Source organism: Stenotrophomonas sp. 115C5 (assembly GCF_056861055.1).
Genome location: NZ_JBSPUQ010000017.1, coordinates 23,572 through 47,536, shown reverse-complemented (window position 1 = coordinate 47,536; position 23,965 = coordinate 23,572). Strand labels below are relative to the sequence as shown.

Sequence of the window (23,965 nt, the reverse complement as noted above, 5' to 3'; positions counted from 1 at the left end):
CCACGGTCGCTGTCTTGGGTTCACCCCTACCCCCTGCTGGTCCGCTACCTTCTACAGCGGTGCCACACCCCCTGTTTGCCTGAAGCCAGGAGATGACCCGATGTTGGACGCCAACCTGCAGTCGCAGCTGAAGACCTATCTGGAGCGCGTGACCCGCCCGATCCAGATCACCGCGCACGCCGACGACGGCGCCAAGTCGCAGGAAATGCTGGAACTGCTGCAGACCCTGGAAAGCCTGTCGGACAAGATCTCGCTGCAGGTGCTGCGTGACGGCCAGGGCCGAGTGCCCTCGTTCGACCTGGGCACGCCGGGCCAGGATATCCACCTGACCTTCGCCGGCCTGCCGATGGGCCACGAGTTCACCTCGCTGGTGCTGGCCCTGCTGCAGGTGGGCGGCCACCCGTCCAAGGCCACCGCCGAGCTGATCGAGCAGGTGCAGAACCTGGAAGGCGAGTACCGGTTCGAAACCTACTTCTCGCTGTCCTGCCAGAACTGCCCGGACGTGGTGCAGGCGCTGAACCTGGCCGCGGTCCTCAACCCGCGCATCCAGCACGTGGCCATCGACGGTGCCCTGTTCCAGGACGAAGTCGAGAAGCGCGAGATCATGTCGGTGCCGACCGTGTACCTCAACGGTGAAGTCTTCGACCAGGGCCGCATGACCCTCGAGCAGATCGTGGCCAAGCTGGATACCAATGCCGGCAAGCGCGATGCCGAGAAAATCGCCGCCAAGGACGCCTTCGATGTGCTGGTGGTGGGCGGTGGCCCGGCCGGCGCGGCAGCAGCGATCTACGCCGCACGCAAGGGCATCCGCACCGGCATCGCCGCCGAGCGTTTCGGTGGCCAGGTGCTGGACACCATGGCGATCGAGAACTTCATTTCGGTGAAGGAGACCGAAGGCCCGAAGCTGGCCACGGCGCTGGAACAGCACGTGCGCGAGTACGAGGTGGACATCATGAACCTGCAGCGCGCCAGCGCGCTGGTGCCGGCCGGTGAAGACGGCCTGGTGCAGGTGCAGCTGGAGAACGGCGCAGTGCTGAAGTCGCGTTCGGTGATCCTGTCCACCGGCGCACGCTGGCGGCAGATGAACGTGCCGGGCGAAGACCAGTACCGCAACAAGGGCGTGGCCTACTGCCCGCATTGCGATGGTCCGCTGTTCAAGGGCAAGCGCGTGGCGGTGATCGGCGGTGGCAACTCCGGCGTGGAAGCGGCCATCGATCTGGCCGGCATCGTGTCGCATGTAACCCTGCTGGAGTTCGATTCCAGCCTGCGCGCCGATGAAGTGCTGCAGAAGAAACTGCGCAGCCTGGCCAACGTCACCGTGTTGACCAGCGCGCAGACCACCGAAGTGCTGGGCGACGGCAGCCGTGTCACTGGCCTGGTCTACAAGGACCGCGTCGGCGGCGACGCCCACCGCGTCGAGCTGGAAGGCATCTTCGTGCAGATCGGCCTGCTGCCCAACACCGAGTGGCTGAAGGACACCGTGGCGCTGTCGCCGCGTGGCGAAGTCGTCATCGACGACCGCGGCCAGACCAACCTGCCGGGTGTTTTCGCCGCCGGCGATTGCACGACGGTACCCTACAAGCAGATCATCATCGCCATGGGCGCCGGTTCGACCGCCGCACTGAGCGCGTTCGACCACCTGATCCGCTCGTCGGTGAGCAGCAGCAGCGGTGCCGTTGCTGAAGCTGCCTGATCCACCGTTCCCAGATCACCGGGAACATTGTCTGCCTGTCGGGTAACCACGCCGTCAGCCGGTCCGTTACCCCTGGGGTGTAAGGATGAACCTACGTGATCTGAAGTACCTGGTAGCCCTGGCCGACCACAAGCATTTCGGCCGGGCTGCCGCCTCCTGCTTCGTCAGCCAGCCAACGCTGTCCACGCAGATCCGCAAGCTGGAAGAAGAGCTGGGCCTGCCACTGGTGGAACGCGCACCGCGCAAGGTGATGCTGACCCCGGCCGGCCAGGAGGCTGCCGCGCGGGCGCGAGTGATCGTGTCCGAAGTGGAACAACTGAAGGAAGCGGCGCGACGCAGCCGCGATCCGGAAGCCGGTACGGTGCGCCTGGGGATCTTCCCGACCCTGGGCCCGTACCTGCTTCCGCATGTGATCCCGCGCATCCGCGATCGCTTCCCGGAGCTGGAACTGCTGCTGGTCGAGGAAAAGAGCGATGTGCTGCTCGACCGCCTGCGCGAAGGCAAACTCGATGCTGCGCTGCTGGCCCTGCCGGTGATCGACGATCAGCTGCACGCCGAGTTCCTGTTCGAGGAGCCGTTCCTGCTGGCCGTGTCCGGGCGCCACCCGCTGGCCCGTCGCGAACACCTGGACGTGCAGGAACTGGCCACGCAGAAGCTGCTGCTGCTGGAAGACGGGCATTGCCTGCGCGACCAGGCGCTGGAAGTCTGCCGCCTGTTCGGTGCCAACGAGAAGTCCGAGTTCCGCGCCACCAGCCTGGAGACGCTGCGGCAGATGGTTGCCGCCGACGTCGGCATCACCCTGCTGCCGAGCCTGTCGGTGCAGCCGCCGGTCCCGCGCTCGAACAACATCCGCCTGCTCGACTTCACCGGCGAGGGCCGTCCCAGCCGCCGCATCGCCATGATCTGGCGCCGCAGCTCGGCCATGAACGACTTCCTGATGGAGCTGGCCGACCAGTTCAAGCGCCTGCCGCAGGCGCTGTTCACCCTGGAGGCGGTCAACGCCGCCGGCGACACTGCCGCCCTGCCCGGCCCCGCGCTGAACGGCTGAGCCCCCGCAGTACCGGCCTGGAATCGGCAGGAGTCGATTCCGGCCGCATTTGTCCCCACAATACAGACAGGCGGCGCCAGCAGGTGCCGCCTTTTGCATGGCTTTCAACCAAGGAGCTTCACCATGAGTACCGCCAGCGGCCTGCCGCCGTCGATCACCGTTTCCACCTTCGACATGGACCGCCTGGACGCCATGCTCGAATCCCCTGCGCTGAGCCAGACGCCTGCCGCGCTCGCGCTTGCTGAAGAACTCAACCGTGCCACCGTGCTGGCACCGGACCAGATTCCCGAAGGCATCGTCATGATGCATTCGCGCGTGGAGTGCGAAGATGAAGTCTCGGGCGAGAAGCACGTCCTGACCCTGGTCTTCCCCCGCGAAGCCAACGTCGATGAAGGAAAGGTTTCCGTGCTGGCCCCGGTCGGCAGTGCCCTGCTCGGCCTTTCGATCGGCCAGAGCATCGACTGGAACGCGCCCGGCGGCCGCAAGCTGCGCCTGCGCGTGACCGCGGTCCACAACGACCGCCCCTGATTACCGCTGCGCACCGCGCGCGATTCGATCCCCCTGCACCAGGAGCCGTAATGAGTACCCCGTCCAAACTGTCCCAGCTGCGCGAACTGTCCGTGGTCGTTGCCGATACCGGTGACTACGACGCCATCAAGCGCCTGCAGCCGGTGGACTGCACCACCAACCCGACCCTGGTGAAGAAGGCGCTGGACCTGCCGGTCTACGCCGAGCTGATCGAACGCGAACTGGCCTGGGGCCGCCAGCAGAGTGGCGACCGCGAAGCCGTGGTGCATGCCGTGGCCGACCGCCTGACCATCGGCGTCGGCGCGCTGCTGAGCACGCTGGTGCCGGGCCGCGTGTCCACCGAAGTGGATGCCGACCAGGCTTACGACACCGCCGCCACCGTGGCCAAGGCCCGCCAGTTCATCCAGATGTACGCTGATGCCGGCGTGCCGCGCGAGAAGATCCTGATCAAGATCGCCGCGACCTGGGAAGGCGTGGAAGCCGCGCGCATCCTGCAGGCCGAGGGTATCGACTGCAACCTGACCCTGATCTTCAACCCGACCCAGGCACTGGCCTGCAGCGAAGCCGGCGCGTTCCTGATCTCGCCGTTCGTCGGCCGCATCCTGGACTGGTACGTGGCCAACGGCCAGACCCCGGCCAGCATCGACGAAGACCCGGGCGTGAAGTTCGTGCGTGGCGTGTATGCCGAATTCAAGCGCCGCGGTTCGCCGACGGTGGTGATGGGCGCCTCGTTCCGTTCGACCGCGCAGATCGAAGCGCTGGCCGGCTGCGACCGCCTGACGATTTCGCCGGACCTGCTGGAGAAGCTGGACGCCGACCACGGCGCGCTGCCGCGCAAGCTGGTGGTCGGTGCCGCCGACGGCGTGGCGGTGACCCCGATCGATGCGGCGAAGTTCGCGGCGGATCTGGCGGCCGATCCGATGGCGACCGAGAAGCTGGCGACGGGTATCGATGCGTTTGCCAAGGATCTGGAAGCACTTCGTCAGCGGATCCGCGAGGCGCTGTAAGGGTTCCGGCCAACGGCTGAGCCCCTCGTGGCGGACCGCATAAGGCAGATCGTGGGATTGGCAGGGCGGGTGGGCCATGCAGGGGACGCTGCAAGTACGTCCATGTAAGCTCGGTCGCCGCATCCATGCGGCTCACGCCCCTGCACGGCCCACCCGCCCTGCCTTCGACAATTTCCTGCAGTGGTCCGCCACGGAAGAAAGAAAAGAAGAGCAAAAGCGGGTCGCGCGCTGCGCTTGCTCACAAACAAAAAGGACGCGGCGAATGCCGCGTCCTTTTTGTTTTCCATCAGGTCGTCAGTAACCCAAACGCTGTTGCCCACCGTCACCAGGAAACTGTCGGGGGTGGGGCGGTGTGGGTTGGCAGGACCGTTGGCGCCATGGGCCCGAGGCATGCCTCGGGCGGGTTGGGCAGGACGCCCAACCCCGGTCTTGCCGTGTGCGCAGGACAGCGCACACGAGCAAGGCGCCATCGAGCCCCCAAGGACGGGTTTACGGCGTGTCCTGCCAGCCGCCCCCGTCCCGCCAAACCATCAGCAACCCAGAGCCGCTTTGGCTTTGGCTTTGGCTTTGGCTTCTGCCCGCCGCAGGCGGACCTCCGCGCGTCAGCGCGGCGCCTCCACATCCAGCCCGATCGGGCAGCTCACGCCGGTGCCGCCGATGCCGCAATAGCCATTCGGGTTCTTCGCCAGGTACTGCTGGTGATAGTCCTCGGCGTAGTAGTACGCCGGCGCCGGGTACACGATCTCGGTGGTGATCGGGCCGTAACCGGCCGCATCCAGCTGCGCCTGGTAGGCCTCGCGGCTGGCCAGCGCTGCGGCGTACTGCGACTCGTCGGTGGCGTGGATCGCCGAGCGGTACTGGGTGCCGGTGTCGTTGCCCTGGCGCATGCCCTGGGTCGGGTCGTGGCTCTCCCAGAACAGCTGCAGCAGCCGCTCCAGGCTCATCACTGCCGGATCGAACACCACCTGCACCACTTCGGTATGGCCGGTCAGGCCCGAACAGACCTCTTCATAGGTCGGATTCGGGGTGATGCCACCTGCATAGCCGACCGAGGTGCTGTACACGCCCGGTTCGGTCCAGAACTTGCGCTCGGCGCCCCAGAAGCAGCCCAGCGCGAAACGGATCTGCTGCAGGCCGGCGAAACGGTCCTTCAGCGGATGGCTGTTCACGAAGTGCTGGTTGCTGTGCAGCGGCAGCGGTTGGTCACGCCCCGGCAGCGCCTCTTCCGGGCGCGGCAGGCGCTGCTTGAAGGCGCCGATGCCGAGGATGCCCTCGCCAATTCCCAACATGATGCGCTCCTACGCCGGAAGTCCGGCTATGTCGTCTGCATCTGAAATGGGGGCGTCCGGCGCGTGGCCCAAGTCCAGCGCCGCCACGATGTCCTCGGCCTGCGGCCGCGCCGCGTCGGGGATGCCCACCCGCAGCACGCCGAACAGCGGCAGCTCACCCATGCCACCCAGCAGCGACTCGCCGAACACGAAGGCCGGGATGCCGGCATCTTCCAGCGCGTGCTTGACCAGGTGGGCGTCGAACAGGTTGTCGGCCTTGTACACGATGTGCATGCGGCGGCTCCGTGGGACAGGGTTCCAGCATACGCCCGGGGGCTGAATGGTGGTGGTGACGGCGCATGACCATTCCCACGGCCAGCCCTACCGGGCAGCCATGCCCCGTACGCGCTAGACTGTTGGTCTTTCTGCCTTTCTTTTTCGCCGACTCATGTCCGAGCACACCCCCGCCAGCCCCGAGACCCCCGCCGACAGCCACGAAAAGCGCGATTTCATCCGCCAGATCGTGCGCGAGGACCTGGCCAGCGGAAAGCACCAGGCGATCAAGACCCGCTTCCCGCCGGAGCCGAACGGCTACCTGCACATCGGCCACGCCAAGTCGATCTGCCTGAACTTCGGCATCGCCGGTGAATTCAGCGGCGTCTGCAACCTGCGTTTCGACGACACCAACCCGGCCAAGGAAGATCCGGAATACGTGGCCGCGATCCAGGACGACGTGCGCTGGCTGGGCTTCAGCTGGAACGAGCTGCGCCACGCCTCGGACTACTTCCAGACTTATTACCTGGCCGCCGAGAAGCTGATCGAACAGGGCAAGGCCTATGTCTGCGACCTGTCGGCCGAGGAAGTGCGCGCTTACCGCGGCACCCTGACCGAGCCGGGCCGCCCGTCGCCGTGGCGCGACCGCAGCGTCGAGGAAAACCTCGACCTGTTCCGCCGCATGCGGGCCGGTGAATTCCCGGATGGCGCGCGTACCCTGCGCGCCAAGATCGACATGGCCAGCGGCAACATCAACCTGCGCGATCCGGCGCTGTACCGCATCAAGCACGTCGAGCACCAGAACACCGGCAACGCGTGGCCGATCTACCCGATGTACGACTTCGCCCACGCCCTGGGTGATTCGATCGAGGGCATCACCCACTCGTTGTGCACGCTGGAATTCGAAGACCACCGCCCGCTGTACGACTGGTGCGTGGACAACGTCGATTTCGCCCATGACGATGCGCTGACCCAGCCGCTGGTCGATGCCGGCCTGCCGCGCGAAGCAGCCAAGCCGCGCCAGATCGAGTTCTCCCGCCTGAACATCAACTACACGGTGATGAGCAAGCGCAAGCTGATGGCGCTGGTCACCGAACAGCTGGTGGACGGTTGGGAAGACCCGCGCATGCCGACCCTGCAGGGCCTGCGTCGCCGTGGCTACACCCCGGCCGCGATGCGCCTGTTCGCCGAGCGCGTGGGCATCAGCAAGCAGAACTCGCTGATCGACTTCAGCGTGCTGGAAGGCGCGCTGCGCGAAGACCTGGACAGTGCCGCGCCGCGCCGCATGGCGGTGATCGATCCGGTCAAGCTGGTGCTGAGCAACCTGCCGGAAGGCCACGAAGAACAGCTGACCTTCAGCAACCACCCGAAGGACGAGAGCTTCGGCAGCCGCGAAGTACCGTTCGCACGCGAAGTGTGGATCGACCGCGAGGACTTCGCCGAAGTACCGCCGAAGGGCTGGAAGCGCCTGGTCCCGGGTGGCGAAGTGCGCCTGCGCGGCGCCGGCATCATCCGCTGCGATGAAGTGATCAAGGATGCCGACGGCACCATCACCGAGCTGCGCGGCTGGCTGGATCCGGAATCGCGTCCGGGCATGGAAGGCGCCAACCGCAAGGTCAAGGGCACCATCCACTGGGTCAGCGCCGTGCACGGCGTACCGGCCGAGATCCGCCTGTACGACCGCCTGTTCTCGGTGCCGAACCCGGACGACGAATCGGAAGGCAAGACCTACCGCGATTACCTCAACCCGGAATCGCGCCGCACCGTCACCGGCTATGTCGAGCCGGCCGCGGCCAGCGCCGCGCCGGAGCAGTCGTTCCAGTTCGAGCGTACCGGCTACTTCGTGGCCGATCGCCGCGACCACACCGAGGCCAAGCCGGTGTTCAACCGCAGCGTGACCCTGCGCGACACCTGGTCGGCCTGAGGACCTGCGCGGGCGCCGGGAAGGCGCCCGCACGAACCCGACGATGATCACCGCCCTCTCCGCCCTGCTCTGGTTCATCTCGCAGCATCCGCTGCTGACGTTCTTTTCGGCGATGGTGCTGGCCGGGCTGGTCTCGTGGTGGCGGCGCTTTCCGGGCTACGCCATCGTGGTGTTCCCGCTGGCGATGCTCAACATCTTCCTCGGCCACTTTCTCAACGCCGCCTTCCTCAACGTAGTGGGCGAGCGTGGTGAAGCGGTGATCGTGAAGTCCGAGCGGACCAGCTCGACGATGAACGAGCAGTACATCTGGCGCTACGAAGCGGTACTGCGCACTGCCGAAGGCCGCGATGTGGAAGTGGTGTTCCACACCAACACCGCCTCACTGTGGCCGCTGGAGAATGCCATCCGCATCCCGGCGCCCGACCAGCCGTTCGTGGTGAAGTACACGCCGGGTTTCCCGCGCAACTTCGTCATCCTCACCAACGAATCCCCGCACGGCATCGCCCAGGCCCGTGCCAGTGCGCGCGAGCGCGTGGAGGTGGCGGCACGCAAGCTGCACTTCAGCCCGGGCAATGCCGATTTCCGCGCGGACTATCGCCGCGAGCTGGAAACCTGGCTGCGCGACCACGGCAACGATCCGCAGCAGCAATCCGACGCGCAGCGATATCGCGCCGAACTCGACGCTCTCGACCGTTAGATTTCCAGGCCCTGCCTGGGTGTTCCACCCCATCCACCGACAGGCCTGACATGACCACGACCTCCGCCGCCCTCCTCCCGCTGCTGCAGCAGGTCCTGCAGGACGCGGGCGTCGCCAACCACGTCGACGGCAACGCGCTGCTGCTCGACAGCGGCCTGCGCCTGACCCCGCATGCGATGGCCGCACATGCGCGCGACAACGGCGGCTGGCAGACCTCCACCGTCATCGAAAGCCAGCATCCGCAGCTGTTCGCCGATGGCCTGTTCGAGTACCAGCATGCCAACGGTGCTGATGAGCAGGCATCGCTGTTGTCCGGCTTCCAGGCCTGGGTGCGGGTGGACCTGGCGACCCTGCAGACCGCGATCGGCGCCGAAGATGCACAGGGCCTGCCGATGATGGGCCTGACCTATCCGGCCAGTGACGATGGCGAGGAGCACGAACGCACCGTGGTGCTGGGGCCGTTGGCGCACTACCGCGCGCAGGAGGTGGATGCCTCCACCTGCAGCGAGGACGACCACGGTTCCTGCCCTTGCTGCCTGTTCACCCGCAGCATGGAGGCCTTCGACGAGCTGCTGAAAGCCCGTCAGTTCCTGGCCATCCGCCTGTTCGCCTCGCGCGATGCCGATGGCCTGTGCGAGGCCGATTGCCGGGTCAATGGCCACGACTTTGCCGCCGCCCTGCCCCTGCTGCGCGCCTACGCGGCCAGCTGGCCGCAGGCCGGGCTGGAATTCCGCAAGCAGTACGTGGTGATCCGCACCGGCTCGCCGGGCTGACCCGCCGCCACACCCGATACAGGCCGGTGCAGCTACACTGCGCGCCGGTTTCCCAAGCAACCGCACTTTCTTCCATCCCACTACGAGGCACCCCCGCGATGCTGTACGCGCAAGTCCACCTGACCCTTCCCGCCTGGATCCACGACCAGATCGACCTGGATCGTCGATATCCGGGCGATGAGGCCAAGGTCGCGCTGGCGATCGAGCTGTCGCGGCTGAACGTCGAACACGCCAGTGGCGGCCCGTTCGGCGCCGTGGTGTTCGGCCCGGATGACAAGGTCATCGCCGCCGGCGTGAACCGGGTGATGCCGCACGCGACCTCGCTGGCGCACGCCGAGAACATGGCCTACATGCTGGCCCAGCAGCGCCTGCAGACCCCGCGCCTGAACGCGGTGCTGTCGCCGGTCACCCTGGCCACCAGTTCGCAGCCGTGCTGCCAGTGCTATGGCGCCACCGTGTGGGCCGGCATCGACCGCCTGCTGATCGGTGCCAACTCGGCCGACGTCGAGGAACTGACCCCGTTCGACGAAGGCCCGCTGCCGGCCGACTGGGTGGGCGAACTCAACAAGCGCGGCATCGAAGTGGTGCAGGGCCTGAACCGCGACGCCGCGCGCAGCGTGCTGCGCGCCTATGGGGAAAGCGATGGCGCCCGTTACTGAAACCGGCATCGGCCTGCTGTGCCTGTGCCGGCAGGGCTTCGAGCCCGAACTGGCCGGCGAGCTGCAGTTCCGCGCCGGTGAAGCCGGTTTCGCCGGTTATGCGCGCACCCAGCGCAATGATGGCTACGTGCTCTTCATGTGCGACGAAGCTGCGGCACTGGCACCGCGCCTGCGCTGGCGCGAGCTGATCTTCGCGCGGCAGAAGCTGGTGGTACTGGCCGAGCTGCCGCAGCTGGACCCGGCCGACCGCATCACCCCGATGCTGGAGGTGCTGGCCGATGCGCCGCGCTTCGGCGACCTGTGGGTGGAACACCCGGATTCGGATGCCGGTAAGCCGCTGTCCGGCCTGGCCCGCGCCTTCGGCAACGCGCTGCGCCCGGCGCTGCGCAAGGCCGGCAAGTTGACCGACAAGCCAAACAATCGCCTGCCGCGCCTGCACGTGGTGTTTGTGGACGGCACCCACGCCTTCGTCTGCGTGGCCGACCCGGCCGACAGCGCGCCGTGGGCGCTGGGCATCCCGCGCCTGAAGCTGCTACCCGAAGCGCCTTCGCGTTCGGCGCTGAAGCTGGACGAAGCGCTGCTGACCCTGCTGACGCCGGAAGAACGCGAAGCGCTGGCCAAGCCCGGCATGCGCGCAGCCGACCTGGGCGCCGCCCCCGGCGGCTGGACCTGGGTGCTGACCCGCCAGCACATGCACGTACTGAGCATCGACAACGGTCCGCTGCGCCAGCACGTGCTGGACACCGGCCTGGTCGAGCACCTGCGCGCCGATGGCTTCCACTGGCACCCGGAGCAGCCACTGGACTGGATGGTCTGCGACATGGTCGAGCAGCCGCGCCGCGTGGCCGAACGCATGGCCACCTGGTTCCGCGAAGGCTGGTGCCGGCACGCGATCTTCAACCTGAAGCTGCCGATGAAGAAGCGCTGGGATGAAACCCGGCTGTGCCTGGACCTATTCCAGGACCAGGCCGGCAAGCCGCTGGTGGTACGTGCCAAGCAGCTCTATCACGACCGTGAGGAGATCACGGTACTGGCCTCGCCGCTGCGCTGAGGAACATGCCCGCCGGGCATGGGCCCGGCGCTACCGAGGAAGGGAACCATGCGATACCACCCGCTCCCCATGCTGATCACCCTGCTGGCAGCCGCACCTGCCATTGCCCAGCAGCTGCCGCACACCCCTGCGCAGAGCCAGCCGCTGGGCCCCAACGGCGGCGCGATCCGCCAGCAACCGCTGGATGCTGGCCGGGTCAGCGGCAGCGTCGAGATTGCACAGCCGGCCGGCGAGGCGCAGGTGACCGTGCGTTCGCTGGAACCCAGCAGCGTGGTCGGCCAGTACCGCATCCACTTCGCCACGCTGGATGTGAACGGCGATGGTTTCATCAGCCGCGAGGAAGCGCAGGCCAATCCGGCACTGGCCGATGAGTTCAATGCATTGGACGTGAGCCGTCGCGGCAAGCTGGATCGTGCCGACCTGGCCGGTTGGCTGGTCGACTGAAAAAAGGGGACGGAGGGGATTAAGTCGTTTGTGGCACAAACGACTTAATCCCCTCCGTCCCCTTTTTTTGTTCACCGATGCCGGAAGCGTGCCAACCAAGGTTGGCACCTACCAGAGCTGCGTCCCGTGGTTGGTAACGCGCCAGCGATGCCCGCAGCGTCGTGCGGCATGTATTCCGCTTACACCCCAGCGGCGCGCTTCCAGAACGCCTGCACCAGCGGCGGCCATTTGCCGACACAGCCCAGCGCGCGACCACGGGCCAGGGTCAGGTGCATTTCGTCGTTGGAGAACAGGCGGTTGATCGCATCGAAGCTGTAAGCGGCGATGTGGTTGTCGCTGCGCCGTTCGCGTGCCCAGCGCTGCAGTCGCTGCGGCGACAGCCGCGGCTGGCCCCGACGCTCGGCGGACGGCGCCAGCCACTGCTGCAGGGCGGCGACATCGCGCAGCCCCAGGTTCACGCCCTGCCCGGCCAGCGGATGCACCACATGTGCGGCATCGCCCAGCGCCAGCACGCGGCCGGCCACATAGTGACGGGCCAGCTGCCGGCGCAGCGGGAACGCCGCACGCGGTGATGCCAGCCGCAGGTCACCCAGCCGCGCCGCAAAGGCGCGGGTCAGTTCGCGGTTGAACGCATCTTCGTCCAGCGCCAGCACGCGTGTTGCCTCGTCTTCAGGCAGGGTCCATACGATCGAGCTGCGGCGCTCGGCCACCGGCAGCAACGCCAGCGGGCCGCTCGGCAGGAAGCGCTGCCAGGCGGTGGCCTGGTTCGGCAGTTCACTGTCGACATAGGCCACCACGCCACGCTGGTGGTAGTCGTGCTTTTCAACCTCGATCCCGGCCAGCTGGCGCAGGGTCGACTCGGCACCGTCGGCGGCCACCGCCAACGCCGCTTCCAGGCGGCGACCGTCATCCAGGCGCAGGCGCACGCCGTCCTCGTCCTGCTCCAGTGCTTCCACCCGTGCCGGGCAGTGCAGCTGCACGCCCGCCGCCGGCAGCGCCGCCCACAGGCGGTCCTGCAGCAGGCCGTTCTCGACGATGTAGCCCAGTTCGCGCCGGCCGAAACGATCGGCGTCGAACAGCAGATCCTCGCCACCGGCCGCGTCCCACACCTGCATGCGCCGGTAGGGCCAGGCGCGGGCCTGCGCGATCGCCGGCCACACGCCCAGGCGGTTCAACAGCTGCACGTTGTCGGCGGCAAAGGCGAACACGCGCAGGTCAGGCTGTGCGGCCTGCCACGGTGCCGGTTCACGACCTTCCACCAGCGCAACCGACAGGCCGGCATCGGCCAGCGCCAGCGCGCACGCGGCACCGACCACGCCGCCACCAACGATGGCCACATCAAGGCGCATGCGCCGGCTCATGCGGCTTCTCCGCGGCACAGGCGCGGCACGTCGCCACGGAAGCCCATCGCGCCACCGACCAGCATCGACTGCACCGATGCGCGTTGCGCGGCCACCATGCCGAGGCTGCGCAGCGGCCGCATCAGCGGCGCCGGGTTGCTGGTCAGGCGCGCCAGCCCACCGGAGAACGCCACCGTCTGCCGGCGGTCCTCTTCGCGGCGCGCGACATAGGCCTGCAGCAGTGCATCACTGCCGGCATCATCGTGCGCATCCTCCAGCAGTTCGGCCAGGGTCAGCGCATCGCGCAGGCCCAGGTTGAAGCCCTGTGCACCCAGCGGATGAATGGTCTGCGCGGCATTGCCGAGCAGTACCGTGCGTTCACCGGCCAGCGCGCGCGCCAGCACCTGGATGAGCGGATAAGCACTGCGTGGGCCGGATTCAAGCAGGCGACCGGCGCGCCAGCCGATCGCGTTCTGCAGGCGTTGCAGCCAGGCCGCATCGTCCAGCGCCATCACCGCATCGGCGTGGTCGCGCGCTACGCCATGCACGGTGCCGAAGTGACGATCGCCACGCGGCAGCAGGGCAGTCGGGCCGGTATCGGTGAACCGCTCCCAGGCGGTGCCGTCCGGCGCGCGCTGGCTGCGCACGCGGGCCACGAACAGTGTCTGCTGGAAATCATGGCGGTCGACCTCGGTGCCCAGCGCGCCGCGCACGCCACTGGTCGTGCCATCGGCACCCACCACCAGCCGTGCCAGCAGCAAGCGCTCGCCGGTCTCGTCAGCCACCCGCACCTGGCGGTAGCCGTCCACCACCTCGCCCAGTCCCAGGAACCGCATCGGCCGGTAACGGCGCAGGCGCGGCAGCTCCTGAAGCCGCGCTTCCAGCGCCTGGCCGAAGTCCCGCGCCACCACCACCTGGCCGAACCACGGCCGGTCGTAATCGGCCGCTTCGAGCTGCACACGGCCGAAATCGCCGGCACGACTGACATGGATGCGCCGGATCGGGCCCGGTGCCATCGCCAGCTTCTGCATCACCCCCAGCGCGGTCAGCGCATTGACGGTGGCAGCGGCGAAACTGAGATTGCGCTGGTCGAACACCGCAGGCAGCTCGCCGGCCGGGCTGGCCTCGAGCAGGCCCACGTCGCGGCCCAGGCGGTCCAGGGCAATGGCCAGGCTGGCACCGACCAGGCCACCACCGACAATCAGCACGTCATGTCGTTCACTCATGCGTTCATGATACGCGCTCGCCCCGACTGTACGCCGAACGGGCGGCACCTGCGCCAACCTGCGCGGCGGGCTAGAATGAAACCTGAATCCGCTCCGGGCCCCCGCCATGTCCGATACCGCCAACCGCGCCTTTGTCCTGTCCGTACTCGTACTGCTGCTGGCGGCGACCCGGGTCAACCACTTCGCGGCCATTCCGGATGCCTCCTGGGCCGTTTTCTTCATCGGTGGCTTCTACCTGGCCCGCTGGACGCGCTGGGCGTTCCCGCTGCTGATGGTATTCGCCGTACTGGTCGACTGGATCGTGATCCGCAGCAGCGGCCTGGATTTCTGGCAGCACTACTGCGTGTCGCCGGGCTACTGGCTGCTGCTGCCGGCCTACTTCTCTTTGTGGGCCGGCGGCATGCTGCTGGGCCGCAACTACCAGAGCGCGCGCTGGCCGGTACTGGCCAAGGGCGCACTGCTGCTGGTCGCCTCGGTGGCGGTCTGCCACCTGCTGGCACAGGGCGGCTTCTACTGGTCCAGCCGCAACGTGGCCGAGCCGACCCTGGCCGGCTGGGCACAGAACTACGCGCAGTGGTTCGGGCCCTACCTGCGCACCACGGCGATCTATGTGGCCCTGGCCGCCGCCCTGCAGCTGGCCGTGGAGCAGGTGTTGAAGCTCCAGCAGGCCCGCCGCGACATCCGCCACTGAGCCGCGCCATGGGTCATCGCCTCTCGCGCATCTACACCCGCACCGGCGACGACGGCAGTACCGGCCTTGGCGACGGCCAGCGCGTGGCCAAGGATGACGCCCGCGTGGCGTCCTTCGGCACCGTCGACGAGGCCAACGCCGCGCTCGGCCTGCTGCTGGCCGCACCCCTGCCCGAGGATGTGCGCGCGCTGGTGGTGCATCTGCAGCACCAGCTGTTCGACCTGGGCGCCGAACTGTGCATCCCCGGCCACGCCGCGATCCATGCCGCCGACGTTTCGGCCCTGGAACAGCAGCTGGACCATTACAACGCCGACCTGCCGATGCTGAAGGAATTCATCCTGCCAGCCGGTGGCGAAGCCGCCGCGCGCTGCCATCTGGCCCGCACCATCGTCCGCCGCGCCGAGCGCGAAACGGTCACCCTGGCCCGCCACGAAGCCGTGCGCAGCGAGGCGCTGCAGTACCTCAACCGGCTGTCGGACCTGCTGTTCGTGCTGGCCCGGGTGCTGGCCCGCGCCGATGGCCAGAGCGAAGCGCTGTGGCAACCGCAGCAGCGCCAGCGCTGAGTCGGCACGATGCTGGTCTATACCCACCCGTCCTGCCTGCTGCATGACCCCGGTCCCGGCCATCCCGAATGCCCGCAACGCCTGCAGCATGTGCTGGACGCGCTGCACGCGGCCTTCCCCGGCCAGCTGGACTGGCGCGAAGCGCCGCCGGCCAAGTTCGGCGAACTGACCCGGGTCCACGACAGCGCCCTGCTCGACTTCGTGCTGCAGCCGCAGACCGCGCCGCTGCGCCAGCTGGACATGGACACCTGGACCTCGCCCGGCTCGGCCAGCGCCGCCGTGCACGCCGCCGGCGCCGGTGTGGCCGCAGTCGATGCGGTGATGCTGGGCGAGGACCCGCTGGCCTTCTGCGCGGTGCGCCCGCCGGGCCACCACGCCACCAGCAGCACGGCGATGGGCTTCTGCCTGTTGAACAACATCGCCATCGCCGCCGCCTATGCCCGCGACCGCCATGGCCTGGAGCGGATCGCGGTGGTCGATTTCGACGTGCACCACGGCAATGGCATCCAGGACATCTTCCAGCACGATGCCCGGGTCTCGTACTACAGCACCCACCAGGCCGGGCTGTTTCCCAATTCCGGCCTGCGCCGCGACCGCGGTGCCGGCAACCTGATGAACATCCTGCTGCCGCCGGGCAGCGGCGGCTTCCGCTTCCGCAACGTCTGGGCCGACGAGATGCTGCCGGCCATCGACGACTTCCGCCCGCAGCTGCTGCTGATCTCGGCCGGCTTCGACGCCCACCTGCGTGATCCGCAGGCGGACCTGATGCTGGAGACCGACGATTTCGCCTGGATCACCCGTGAACTGCACGCGCTGGCACGCCGTCACGCGGCCGGCCGGGTGGTCTCGATGCTGGAGGGAGGCTACGACCTGCAGGCCCTGGCCGAGTGCAGCGTGGCCCATGTCCAGGCCCTGATCACACCCTCTGCGGGTGGCTCCGCCGGATGAACCCGAACCGGCAGGCTTCGGCGCCCTTCATTGCCCCTATGCAAGGGATGGGGCAAGCTACCGTCCGTTTTCGCCCGAATCCGAACCGCGTGCGCCGAGCCCTCCGCCTGCTTCCCCTGCCTCTGAGCATCGCCATCAGCCTGCCGGCGATGGCCGATGATAAGCCGCTCAACTGGGGCCTGTGCCCGGCCACCGACGTCATTCCCGCGTTCACCGACGCCCCCACCCCGGTCCCGGCCCAGGACAAGGCTGCCGCCGCGGCCGCCCGCGAGAACCAGCCGACCGACATCGAAGGTGACCAGCTGCTGGGCACCACCACCGTGCCGCAGTACGAGGGCAACGTGGCGCTGCGCCGGGGTGACCAGTTCGTCGGCACCGACAAGCTCAGCTTCGACACCGAGACCGGCAACTACATCGCCGACGGCAATGTCCGCTACCAGGACGGGTCGATCCGGATGGTCGCCAAGCGTGCCGAAGGTAACCAGGAAAGCGACACCCACAAGATCTCCGACATCAAGTACCAGCTGGTGTCACGCCGGGGCAACGGCGATGCCGAGTCGGTCGACCTGCAGGGCGCGGTCGGCCAGATGCACCGCTCCACCTACACCACCTGCGACCCGTCGCAGCCGGTATGGAAGCTGTCGGCGCCGCAGATCGAAGTGGACAACGACGAAGGCTTCGGCACGGCCCGCAACGCGGTGCTGCGCATCGGCAAGGTGCCGGTGCTGTGGGCGCCCTACTTCAAGTTCCCGATCGATGACCGCCGCAAGACCGGCCTGCTGTTCCCGCAGCTGGGCATGTCCGGCCGCAACGGTTTCGATTACGCGCAGCCGATCTACTTCAATCTGGCGCCGAACTACGATGACACCCTGACCCCGCGCTACATGAGCCGGCGCGGCCTGCTGCTCGACAACGAGTTCCGCTACCTCTACAACGGCGGCCGTGGCGAGGTGCTGACCAGCTACATGCCCAGCGACAAGCTGCGCGACCGCGACCGCGGCCGGGTGATGTTCGACGGCTACCACAACGTGAACAGCCACTGGCAGGCCCGCGCCAACCTGGCCTGGGTGAGCGACGAGCGTTATGTCGAGGACTTCGCCAACCGCCTGGTGGGCGTGACCGCCTCCAACCTGCAGAGCACCATCGGCCTGTACGGCACCGGCCAGAACTGGACGGCCGGCATCATGGCCGACCGCTGGCAGCTGACCGACTACACCCTCGACGAGCGCGCCCTGCCCTACAACCGCGAGCCACGCCTGTTCTTCAACTGGAACAAGCCGGTGCTGCCGTGGCTGGAAACCGGCATCTACACCGAAGCGGTGCGCTTCACCCACGACGACGTCAACTTCAAGTACGGACCGGACCGGGGCACGGATCTGCAGTACACGCGGAACGGCATCCAGCAGACATCCGGTCTTGGCATCAGTGGTGGCTCGCGGCTGGACGTGAAGCCGTACGTATCGTTCCCGATCAGTGGCGCGGCCTGGTACATCACCCCGACCCTGGCCTACCGCTATACGGCCTACCAGCTGGACCGCGGCCTGGTCGACGGCGTCAACGGCATCCAGGCCCAGATCCTGCGCTCGCAGGGCATCGACCCGGCCACGGCCACCCCGGAACAGCTGCGCGGCAATACCTCGCCCAGCCGCAGCCTGCCGATCGGCAGCCTTGATGCCGGCCTGTTCTTCGATCGCGAGACGTCGATCGGTGGCAAGTCATTCCTGCAGACCCTGGAGCCGCGCCTGTTCTACCTGCGCACGCCCTATCGCAACCAGGACGAGCTGCCGATCTTCGACACCCGTGACTTCACCTTCAGCTGGGGCCAGCTGTTCCGCGACTCGCGCTATACCGGCGCCGACCGCCAGAACGATGCCAACCAGCTGACCCTGGCACTGGGCACCCGCTTCATCGACCAGACTACCGGCAAGGAACGCTTCTCGGCCGCGATCGGCCAGATCCAGTACTTCGACGAATCGCGGGTCAGCACCACGCCGGGCGGCGCACCGGTGGAGAAGGGCAAGTCGGCCTGGATCGCCGACGGCAACTACATGATCAACGACCGCTGGACCCTGGGCGCCACCTACCAGTGGGACCCGAAGTACAAGCGCGAGGATCTGGCCAGCGTCCGCGCCCGCTATCTGATGCCCAACGATGGCGTGATCAACCTCAGCTACCGCTACCGCATCAACGCTGGCGCGCCGGCGACCGCCAACAAGCATGACCGGACCCTGCTGGAGCAGGCCGACCTGTCGTTCCTGTACCCGCTGAATGCGCGCTGGAGCCTGGTGGGCCGGTATTACTACTCGCTGCAGGACAAGGAACCGCTGGAGATCATCGCCGGCGTGCAGTGGGACAGCTGCTGCCTGGCGGTCCGTGCGGTGGCCCGCCGCTACGTGCGCAACCGCGAAGGCGACATGAACAATTCCTTCCAGCTGGAGTTCGTGCTCAAGGGCCTCAGCTCCATCGGCCAGGACACGGACCGTACGCTGCGCCGTGCTATCCTCGGCTACAACCGCGACGACCTCTATCTCGTGCCGCCCAGCAACACCGGGGCGACCCGGGATGACTACGATCCGAATCAGATCCCATGACCAAGCGCTTCCCCGTTCTTCTCGCCTCCCTGCTGGCGGTGTCCAGCGTGTCCGCCCCCCTGCAGGTGCTCGCGCAGGAGGCGCAGCCGTTGGACCGCATCGCCGCCGTCGTCGACGAGGACGTGATCCTGCAGAGCGAGCTCCAGCGTGCGATCGCCAACATCAAGGCGCAGTACGCCGGCCGTGAAAACCAGCTGCCGCCGGAAGACGTGCTCAGCCGCCAGGTGCTCGAGCGCCTGGTGCTGGTCAAGCTGCAGGTAGCCCGTGCCCAGGGCAGCGGCATCCGCGTCAGCGACCAGGAGCTGAACCAGGCGATGAATGCCATCGCCCAGCAGAACGGCTCGAACTTGGATGCACTGCGCCAGCGCCTGGCTCACGACGGCATCGACTTCAACGATTTCCGCGCTTCGGTGCGCGATGAAATCACCGTGCAGCGCCTGCGCCAGAGCTTCGCGCAGAGCCGCATCAGTGTCAGCGAGGGCGAAGTCGACGCCGCCCTGAAGCAGCAGGCCACGGTGGGCAACCAGTACCACCTGGCGCACATCCTGATCGCCCTGCCCGACGGCTCCAACGCCGACCAGATCGCCACCGGCCAGAAGAAGGCTGAAGGCGTGAAGGCCCTGTTGGACAAGGGTGAGCTGGACTTCAACGCGGCCGCCGTGCGTTATTCGGACAGCCCCAACGCGCTGGAAGGCGGCGACCTGGGCTGGCGCAGCCTGGATGAAATCCCGCAGGCCTTCGCGCAGATGATGGAAAAGATGAAGCCCGGCGAAGTGGTCGGCCCGATCCGCGGCCCCAGCGGTTTCCAGCTGCTGAAGCTGGTGGAAGTGCGTGATGCCAGCGCCGCCAGCGGTGGTGAGCACACGGTCACCGAGTACCACGGCCGCCACATCCTGGTGCGCGTGGACGATCACCAGACCGACGCTGCCGCCAAGGCCAAGATCGATACCCTGCGCGCCCGCATCGCCGGTGGCGCGGACTTCGAGACCGTGGCCAAGGAGTCCTCCGAGGACAACAACAGCAAGGGCCAGGGCGGCGATCTGGGCTGGTTCCCGGCCGACGCGTTCGGTCCGGCGTTCGGCCAGCAGGTGTCCGGCATCCAGGATGGCGGCGTCAGCCAGCCGTTCCGCACCGATGCCGGCTGGCACATCGTGCAGCGCGTGGGCACCCGCCAGACCGACGTGACCACCGACAACCAGCGTGCCCAGGTCCGCGAGACCATCGGCCGCCGCAAGCTGGAAGACGAGTACAACCGCTTCCTGCAGGAACTGCGTGGCGAAGCCTACGTCAGCTTCCGCAGCGGCGACCGCGCGGAAAACACCGCCACGCCGCCGCAGTCCTGACCGATGCGTCCCGAGCTCGCTCTGGTACCGGGCGAGCCCGCCGGGATCGGCCCGGAGCTGTGTGTCCGCCTCGTCCAGCAGCCGCGTGAAGATTGCCGGCTGCTGGCCTTCGCCGACCCGGATACCCTGCGCGCGGCCGCCGCCGCGCTGAACCTGCCGCTGCAGCTGCTGCCCGAGGACGCCGAAGCACGCGTCCCCGGCGATCTGCGTGTGCGCGTTGTGGCCAATACCGTGCCCAGCCACTTCGGCCAGGCCAACCCGGCCAATGCCGGTGCCGTCATCGCTGCCCTGCTCGGTGCTGGCCAGGCCTGCCTGTCCGGCGAACTGCACGGCGTGGTCACCGGCCCGGTGCACAAGGCGGTCATCAACGAAGGCGGCATCGCCTACAGTGGGACCACCGAACTGCTGGCCGACCAGGCCGGGGTGAAGGTGGTGATGATGCTGGCCAACCACATCGTCCGCGTGGCCCTGGCCACTACCCACCTGCCACTGCGCGAGGTGGCCGACGCGATCACCGCGCCCCGCCTGGAACACACCCTGCGCACCGTGCATGCCGCCCTGCGCCGCGAGTTCGGCCTGCCTGCGCCGCGCATCGCCGTGCTCGGCCTGAATCCGCACGCCGGCGAAGACGGCCATCTGGGTCGTGAGGAGCTGGACCTGATCATCCCGCTGCTGCAGCGCCTGCGCGCCGAGGGCATGGACCTGATCGGGCCGCTGCCGGCCGATACCGCCTTCCTGCCGGCCAAGCTGGCGGGCTTCGACACCGTGCTGGCGATGTACCACGACCAGGGCCTGCCGGTGCTGAAGTATTCGGGCTTCGAGCAGGCGGTGAACCTGACCCTGGGCCTGCCCTACCCGCGCGTGGCGGTGGACCATGGCACGGCACTGGATCTGGCCGGGCGCGGCATTGCCGATCCTTCCAGCCTGCAGGCGGCAACGACGTTGTGTGCGCAGCTTGCGCGGCAACGTACACTGAGCGCATGAATTCCCCGCATTCCCCCTCCGGCCCGGTGTTCACCGCCCCGGCCAAGAAGCAGCTTGGCCAGCATTTCCTGGCCGACCGCCACTACATCGACAAGATCGTGATGGCGGTCAACCCGAAAGACGGTGACCGCCTGGTCGAGATCGGTCCCGGCCAGGGCGCGATCACCCTGCCGCTGCTGCGCGTGCATCCGAAACTGACGGTGATCGAGTTCGACCGCGACCTGATCGCGCCGCTGACCGCCGCCGCCGAGCCGCTGGGCGAGCTGACCATCGTCCACCGCGACGTGCTGCGCGTGGACTTCACCGAGCTGGCTGCCGGCCAGCCGATCCGCCTGGTCGGCAACCTGCCCTACAACATCTCCTCGCCGATCCTGTTCCATGCACTGGAACATGCCGCGGTGATCCGCGACATGCACTTCATGCTGCAGAAGGAAGTGGTCGACCGCATGGCCGCCGGCCCCGGCAGCAAGGTGTACGGCCGGCTCAGCGTGATGCTGCAGGCCTACTGCCAGGTGACCTCGCTGTTCGTGGTGCCGCCGGGCGCGTTCCGGCCGCCGCCGAAGGTCGATTCGGCCGTGGTGCGGCTGGTGCCGCGTGACCCGGCCACAATCAACATCAACGACCACAAGCGTTTCGCCGAGGTGGTCAAGGCCGCCTTCGGGCAGCGCCGCAAGACCCTGCGCAACGCCCTGAACAACGTGGTGTCCGCCGAACAGTTCGTTGCCGCCGGCGTGCGTCCCGATGCCCGCGCCGAACAGCTGGACGTGGCCGAATTCATCGCCTTGGCCAATGCCTCCTGATTACACTGCCGGTATGGAAGACGCTGACGTTTATGCCATCTCCGTCGAAGTCGCACCGCGCTTCCTCGACGATCAATCCGCGCCGGAAGACGGGCGCTATGCGTTCGCCTACACGATCCGCATCCACAACCAGGGACGTGTTGCCGCGCGCCTGGTCGCACGCCACTGGCGCATCACCGATGCCAACGGCCGCGTCGAGCATGTCGACGGCGACGGGGTGATCGGCGAGCAGCCGCGCCTGCGTCCCGGTGAAGACTTCCATTACACGTCCGGTGTCATGCTGGGGACCGATCACGGGACCATGCAGGGCCACTACGACATGGTCGCCGACGACGGCACCGAATTTGCCGCGCCGGTCGCACCTTTCGTGCTGGCCATCCCGCGTACCCTGCACTGACACGGAGGCCGAACGATGAGTGTGTGGGCGATCGGCGACCTGCAGGGCTGCTATGACGTCACCCAGCGACTGCTGGAAAAGATCCGTTTCGACCCGGCACAGGACACCCTGTGGTTCTGCGGCGACCTGGTGAACCGGGGTGGCCAGTCGCTGGAAACGCTGCGGCTGGTGCATTCGCTGCGCGAGCACAGCGTGGTGGTGCTGGGCAACCATGACCTTTCGCTGCTGGCCGTCGGTGCGCGCACCGAAGAGGAACAGCGCAAGGTCAACCCGGACCTGCTGCGCATCGTGCAGGCCGAGGACCGCGACGAACTGCTGGACTGGCTGCGCCTGCAGAAGCTGGTGCACGTGGACCGCGAGCTGGGCTGGATGATGGTGCATGCCGGCCTGGCGCCGAAGTGGACCACACAGATGGCCGAAAAGCATGCCGCCGAGGTCGAGGTGCAGCTGCACGGCGCCGGCTACCGCAAGCTGTTCCGCAACATGTATGGCGACAAGCCGAGCTGGGCCCCCAACCTGTCCGGCTACGACCGCTCGCGCGCGATCATCAATGTGCTCACCCGCATGCGCTACTGCACCCCACGCGGGCGCATCGGCATCGAGGACAAGGGCACGCCGGGCACGCAGGAACAGGGGTTGTATCCTTGGTTCGAAGTGCCGGGCCGGGTCGAGCGCGACCTGAAGGTGGTCTGCGGCCACTGGTCGGCGCTGGGCCTGACCATCACCCAGGGCGTGCACGCCATCGACACCGGCGCGGTCTGGGGCGGCAAGCTCACCGCGATCCAGCTCGATACCGATGAACTGCGCGTGGTGCAGGTGCCAGGCCGCGATGTACCCGCCCCCGTGCCCAACGCCCGCCCGCCAGCACGCCCGGCGCACGAGCGCCCGGCTGCGTCGGCGCAGGGCAAGGAACAGGGCGGCGGTAACGCTCCGGCCGCCACCCCGGGCAATCGCGGCCCGCGCCGTCGTCGTCGCCGTGGTGGCGGTGGTGGTGGCTCCGCGGGCCCCGGCAACAACAGTCCTCCGCCGCAGGCATGACGCGGCGCGGCTGGGCACCATGGATGGTGCTGCTGACGCTGGCCCTGGCCAGCGGCTGCCAGCCCACTTCGGCCCCGGCCCCCACCGGCGGCGGAAACGTCGGCCACACGCCATCGCAGCCGCAGGCGCCTTCGCCGCCGCTGGTGGCTGCAGCGCGCGCGCAGATCGGCGTCACCACCCGCTACGACCCTGCCTATCAGGTGCTGGCCTATCCCGGCGGAGACGTCCCGGTTGATCGCGGCGTGTGCACCGACGTGGTGGTGCGCGCGCTGCGCAGCCTGGACGTGGACCTGCAGGCCCGCGTGCATGAGGACATGCGCGGCAACTTCAGTGCCTATCCGGCGATCTGGGGCCTGTCACGACCGGATCGCAACATCGATCATCGCCGCGTACCGAACCTGATGCGCTGGTTCGAACGGCAGGGCTGGCAGCAGCCGATCACGGCCCTCGCCGCCGACTACGCGGCCGGCGACATCGTCGCCTGGAAGCTCAACGGCAACGGCCTGCTGCACGTGGGCATCGTCTCCGACCGGCAATTGGCCGACGGCACACCGCTGGTACTGCACAACATCGCGCGCGGCACGCGCGAAGAGAACTTGCTGTTCCAGCACACCATCATCGGGCATTACCGGAGGCCGTAGGCAATCCTGTAGAGCCGAGCCATGCTCGGCTACGGGAT

Annotated in this window: 23 protein-coding genes and 1 pseudogene; 20 read left to right on the top strand and 4 right to left on the bottom strand. The window is 67.8% G+C overall.

Annotation, left to right across the window (positions count from 1 at the left end; genetic code table 11):
• Positions 1 to 100 precede the first annotated feature (100 nt).
• From ahpF to AC13FN_RS17315, 4 genes are all read left to right on the top strand, one after another.
• Positions 101 to 1,693, top strand: coding sequence for an alkyl hydroperoxide reductase subunit F (ahpF, locus tag AC13FN_RS17330; protein ID WP_312394010.1), 1,593 nt, complete (start codon positions 101 to 103; stop codon positions 1,691 to 1,693).
• Between the two features lie 85 nt (positions 1,694 to 1,778).
• The gene (locus AC13FN_RS17325; protein ID WP_049436468.1) at positions 1,779 to 2,741 is read left to right on the top strand and encodes a LysR substrate-binding domain-containing protein; all 963 of its coding nucleotides are present in this window, start codon (positions 1,779 to 1,781) and stop codon (positions 2,739 to 2,741) included.
• A 123-nt stretch (positions 2,742 to 2,864) separates the two neighbouring features.
• On the top strand, positions 2,865 to 3,269 hold the full coding sequence (rnk, locus tag AC13FN_RS17320; protein WP_005408156.1) for a nucleoside diphosphate kinase regulator: 405 nt from the start codon (positions 2,865 to 2,867) through the stop codon (positions 3,267 to 3,269).
• A gap of 50 nt (positions 3,270 to 3,319) precedes the next feature.
• Positions 3,320 to 4,276, top strand: a complete 957-nt coding sequence (locus AC13FN_RS17315; RefSeq protein ID WP_312394012.1) for a transaldolase — start codon at positions 3,320 to 3,322, stop codon at positions 4,274 to 4,276.
• Between the two features lie 602 nt (positions 4,277 to 4,878).
• Here AC13FN_RS17315 and msrA read toward each other — a convergent pair.
• Positions 4,879 to 5,544, bottom strand: a complete 666-nt coding sequence (gene msrA / locus AC13FN_RS17310; protein ID WP_482985126.1) for a peptide-methionine (S)-S-oxide reductase MsrA — start codon at positions 5,542 to 5,544, stop codon at positions 4,879 to 4,881.
• A 30-nt stretch (positions 5,545 to 5,574) separates the two neighbouring features.
• On the bottom strand, positions 5,575 to 5,838 hold the full coding sequence (locus AC13FN_RS17305) for a putative signal transducing protein (RefSeq protein ID WP_010481810.1): 264 nt from the start codon (positions 5,836 to 5,838) through the stop codon (positions 5,575 to 5,577).
• Positions 5,839 to 5,992: 154 nt separating this feature from the next.
• On the opposite strand from AC13FN_RS17305, the gene AC13FN_RS17300 reads away from it, so the two are divergent.
• The 6 genes from AC13FN_RS17300 to AC13FN_RS17275 all read left to right on the top strand — a co-directional run bounded on the left by AC13FN_RS17300 (position 5,993) and on the right by AC13FN_RS17275 (position 11,365).
• A complete protein-coding gene (locus AC13FN_RS17300) occupies positions 5,993 to 7,741 on the top strand; it encodes a glutamine--tRNA ligase/YqeY domain fusion protein (RefSeq protein ID WP_049435561.1) in 1,749 nt (582 codons plus the stop codon).
• Between the two features lie 43 nt (positions 7,742 to 7,784).
• Positions 7,785 to 8,438, top strand: coding sequence for a hypothetical protein (locus AC13FN_RS17295; protein ID WP_312392749.1), 654 nt, complete (start codon positions 7,785 to 7,787; stop codon positions 8,436 to 8,438).
• Positions 8,439 to 8,488: 50 nt separating this feature from the next.
• Positions 8,489 to 9,211: a DUF6348 family protein gene (locus AC13FN_RS17290; protein WP_312392747.1), complete on the top strand. Its 723-nt coding sequence runs from the start codon at positions 8,489 to 8,491 to the stop codon at positions 9,209 to 9,211.
• A gap of 98 nt (positions 9,212 to 9,309) precedes the next feature.
• Positions 9,310 to 9,870, top strand: a complete 561-nt coding sequence (locus AC13FN_RS17285) for a nucleoside deaminase (RefSeq protein WP_004154307.1) — start codon at positions 9,310 to 9,312, stop codon at positions 9,868 to 9,870.
• Entirely contained in the window at positions 9,854 to 10,921 is a 1,068-nt protein-coding gene (gene rlmM, locus AC13FN_RS17280) for a 23S rRNA (cytidine(2498)-2'-O)-methyltransferase RlmM (RefSeq protein WP_046428937.1), read from the top strand. Before AC13FN_RS17285 ends, rlmM begins: the two co-directional genes overlap by 17 nt.
• A 48-nt stretch (positions 10,922 to 10,969) precedes the next feature.
• Positions 10,970 to 11,365: an EF-hand domain-containing protein gene (locus tag AC13FN_RS17275; RefSeq protein ID WP_312392746.1), complete on the top strand. Its 396-nt coding sequence runs from the start codon at positions 10,970 to 10,972 to the stop codon at positions 11,363 to 11,365.
• Between the two features lie 179 nt (positions 11,366 to 11,544).
• On the opposite strand, the gene AC13FN_RS17270 is transcribed toward AC13FN_RS17275, so the two are convergent.
• Both AC13FN_RS17270 and ubiH read right to left on the bottom strand, forming a co-directional pair.
• Entirely contained in the window at positions 11,545 to 12,726 is a 1,182-nt protein-coding gene (locus tag AC13FN_RS17270; protein WP_312392744.1) for a UbiH/UbiF family hydroxylase, read from the bottom strand.
• Positions 12,723 to 13,931 (bottom strand): 2-octaprenyl-6-methoxyphenyl hydroxylase, encoded by a 1,209-nt coding sequence (gene ubiH / locus AC13FN_RS17265; protein WP_312392743.1) that lies wholly within the window; start codon positions 13,929 to 13,931, stop codon positions 12,723 to 12,725. The genes AC13FN_RS17270 and ubiH overlap by 4 nt, the downstream gene beginning before the upstream one ends.
• A 106-nt stretch (positions 13,932 to 14,037) precedes the next feature.
• Here ubiH and AC13FN_RS17260 point away from each other — a divergent pair, with 106 nt between their 5' ends.
• The 10 genes and pseudogenes from AC13FN_RS17260 to AC13FN_RS17215 all read left to right on the top strand — a co-directional run bounded on the left by AC13FN_RS17260 (position 14,038) and on the right by AC13FN_RS17215 (position 23,927).
• Positions 14,038 to 14,622 carry a hypothetical protein gene (locus AC13FN_RS17260; protein ID WP_019338105.1) on the top strand — a complete coding sequence of 195 codons (585 nt, stop codon included), beginning with the start codon at positions 14,038 to 14,040 and terminating at the stop codon, positions 14,620 to 14,622.
• An 8-nt stretch (positions 14,623 to 14,630) separates the two neighbouring features.
• On the top strand, positions 14,631 to 15,185 hold the full coding sequence (locus AC13FN_RS17255) for a cob(I)yrinic acid a,c-diamide adenosyltransferase (protein ID WP_217015164.1): 555 nt from the start codon (positions 14,631 to 14,633) through the stop codon (positions 15,183 to 15,185).
• 9 nt (positions 15,186 to 15,194) lie between these two features.
• Positions 15,195 to 16,133, top strand: coding sequence for a histone deacetylase family protein (locus AC13FN_RS17250; RefSeq protein ID WP_482985112.1), 939 nt, complete (start codon positions 15,195 to 15,197; stop codon positions 16,131 to 16,133).
• A gap of 89 nt (positions 16,134 to 16,222) precedes the next feature.
• Positions 16,223 to 18,724 (top strand): LPS-assembly protein LptD, encoded by a 2,502-nt coding sequence (lptD, locus tag AC13FN_RS17245; RefSeq protein WP_010481829.1) that lies wholly within the window; start codon positions 16,223 to 16,225, stop codon positions 18,722 to 18,724.
• A pseudogene (locus AC13FN_RS17240) lies at positions 18,721 to 20,052 on the top strand (peptidylprolyl isomerase); the annotation flags it as partial. The gene lptD and the pseudogene AC13FN_RS17240, both read left to right, overlap by 4 nt.
• Before the next feature lie 18 nt (positions 20,053 to 20,070).
• Positions 20,071 to 21,051, top strand: coding sequence for a 4-hydroxythreonine-4-phosphate dehydrogenase PdxA (gene pdxA / locus AC13FN_RS17235; protein ID WP_043398088.1), 981 nt, complete (start codon positions 20,071 to 20,073; stop codon positions 21,049 to 21,051).
• The gene (gene rsmA, locus AC13FN_RS17230) at positions 21,048 to 21,851 is read left to right on the top strand and encodes a 16S rRNA (adenine(1518)-N(6)/adenine(1519)-N(6))-dimethyltransferase RsmA (protein ID WP_005408139.1); all 804 of its coding nucleotides are present in this window, start codon (positions 21,048 to 21,050) and stop codon (positions 21,849 to 21,851) included. Before pdxA ends, rsmA begins: the two co-directional genes overlap by 4 nt.
• A 13-nt stretch (positions 21,852 to 21,864) precedes the next feature.
• A complete protein-coding gene (gene apaG / locus AC13FN_RS17225) occupies positions 21,865 to 22,248 on the top strand; it encodes a Co2+/Mg2+ efflux protein ApaG (protein ID WP_005412297.1) in 384 nt (127 codons plus the stop codon).
• Positions 22,249 to 22,263: 15 nt separating this feature from the next.
• Positions 22,264 to 23,286 carry a symmetrical bis(5'-nucleosyl)-tetraphosphatase gene (locus AC13FN_RS17220; protein ID WP_053442541.1) on the top strand — a complete coding sequence of 341 codons (1,023 nt, stop codon included), beginning with the start codon at positions 22,264 to 22,266 and terminating at the stop codon, positions 23,284 to 23,286.
• Positions 23,283 to 23,927: a DUF1287 domain-containing protein gene (locus AC13FN_RS17215; RefSeq protein ID WP_312392739.1), complete on the top strand. Its 645-nt coding sequence runs from the start codon at positions 23,283 to 23,285 to the stop codon at positions 23,925 to 23,927. The genes AC13FN_RS17220 and AC13FN_RS17215 overlap by 4 nt, the downstream gene beginning before the upstream one ends.
• Positions 23,928 to 23,965: the final 38 nt, after the last annotated feature.

Coding starts and splice junctions, on each gene's coding strand:
- AC13FN_RS17290 (WP_312392747.1), top strand. CDS start 8,489: ATGACCACGACCTCCGCCGCCCTCCTCCCGCTGCTGCAGCAGGTCCTG.
- AC13FN_RS17255 (WP_217015164.1), top strand. CDS start 14,631: ATGGGTCATCGCCTCTCGCGCATCTACACCCGCACCGGCGACGACGGC.
- AC13FN_RS17270 (WP_312392744.1), bottom strand. CDS start 12,726: ATGAGCCGGCGCATGCGCCTTGATGTGGCCATCGTTGGTGGCGGCGTG.
- AC13FN_RS17315 (WP_312394012.1), top strand. CDS start 3,320: ATGAGTACCCCGTCCAAACTGTCCCAGCTGCGCGAACTGTCCGTGGTC.
- AC13FN_RS17300 (WP_049435561.1), top strand. CDS start 5,993: ATGTCCGAGCACACCCCCGCCAGCCCCGAGACCCCCGCCGACAGCCAC.
- AC13FN_RS17250 (WP_482985112.1), top strand. CDS start 15,195: ATGCTGGTCTATACCCACCCGTCCTGCCTGCTGCATGACCCCGGTCCC.
- rlmM (WP_046428937.1), top strand. CDS start 9,854: ATGGCGCCCGTTACTGAAACCGGCATCGGCCTGCTGTGCCTGTGCCGG.
- ahpF (WP_312394010.1), top strand. CDS start 101: ATGTTGGACGCCAACCTGCAGTCGCAGCTGAAGACCTATCTGGAGCGC.
- rsmA (WP_005408139.1), top strand. CDS start 21,048: ATGAATTCCCCGCATTCCCCCTCCGGCCCGGTGTTCACCGCCCCGGCC.
- pdxA (WP_043398088.1), top strand. CDS start 20,071: ATGCGTCCCGAGCTCGCTCTGGTACCGGGCGAGCCCGCCGGGATCGGC.
- apaG (WP_005412297.1), top strand. CDS start 21,865: ATGGAAGACGCTGACGTTTATGCCATCTCCGTCGAAGTCGCACCGCGC.
- AC13FN_RS17305 (WP_010481810.1), bottom strand. CDS start 5,838: ATGCACATCGTGTACAAGGCCGACAACCTGTTCGACGCCCACCTGGTC.
- AC13FN_RS17325 (WP_049436468.1), top strand. CDS start 1,779: ATGAACCTACGTGATCTGAAGTACCTGGTAGCCCTGGCCGACCACAAG.
- AC13FN_RS17275 (WP_312392746.1), top strand. CDS start 10,970: ATGCGATACCACCCGCTCCCCATGCTGATCACCCTGCTGGCAGCCGCA.
- AC13FN_RS17285 (WP_004154307.1), top strand. CDS start 9,310: ATGCTGTACGCGCAAGTCCACCTGACCCTTCCCGCCTGGATCCACGAC.
- AC13FN_RS17220 (WP_053442541.1), top strand. CDS start 22,264: ATGAGTGTGTGGGCGATCGGCGACCTGCAGGGCTGCTATGACGTCACC.
- rnk (WP_005408156.1), top strand. CDS start 2,865: ATGAGTACCGCCAGCGGCCTGCCGCCGTCGATCACCGTTTCCACCTTC.
- AC13FN_RS17295 (WP_312392749.1), top strand. CDS start 7,785: ATGATCACCGCCCTCTCCGCCCTGCTCTGGTTCATCTCGCAGCATCCG.
- AC13FN_RS17260 (WP_019338105.1), top strand. CDS start 14,038: ATGTCCGATACCGCCAACCGCGCCTTTGTCCTGTCCGTACTCGTACTG.
- ubiH (WP_312392743.1), bottom strand. CDS start 13,931: ATGAGTGAACGACATGACGTGCTGATTGTCGGTGGTGGCCTGGTCGGT.
- AC13FN_RS17215 (WP_312392739.1), top strand. CDS start 23,283: ATGACGCGGCGCGGCTGGGCACCATGGATGGTGCTGCTGACGCTGGCC.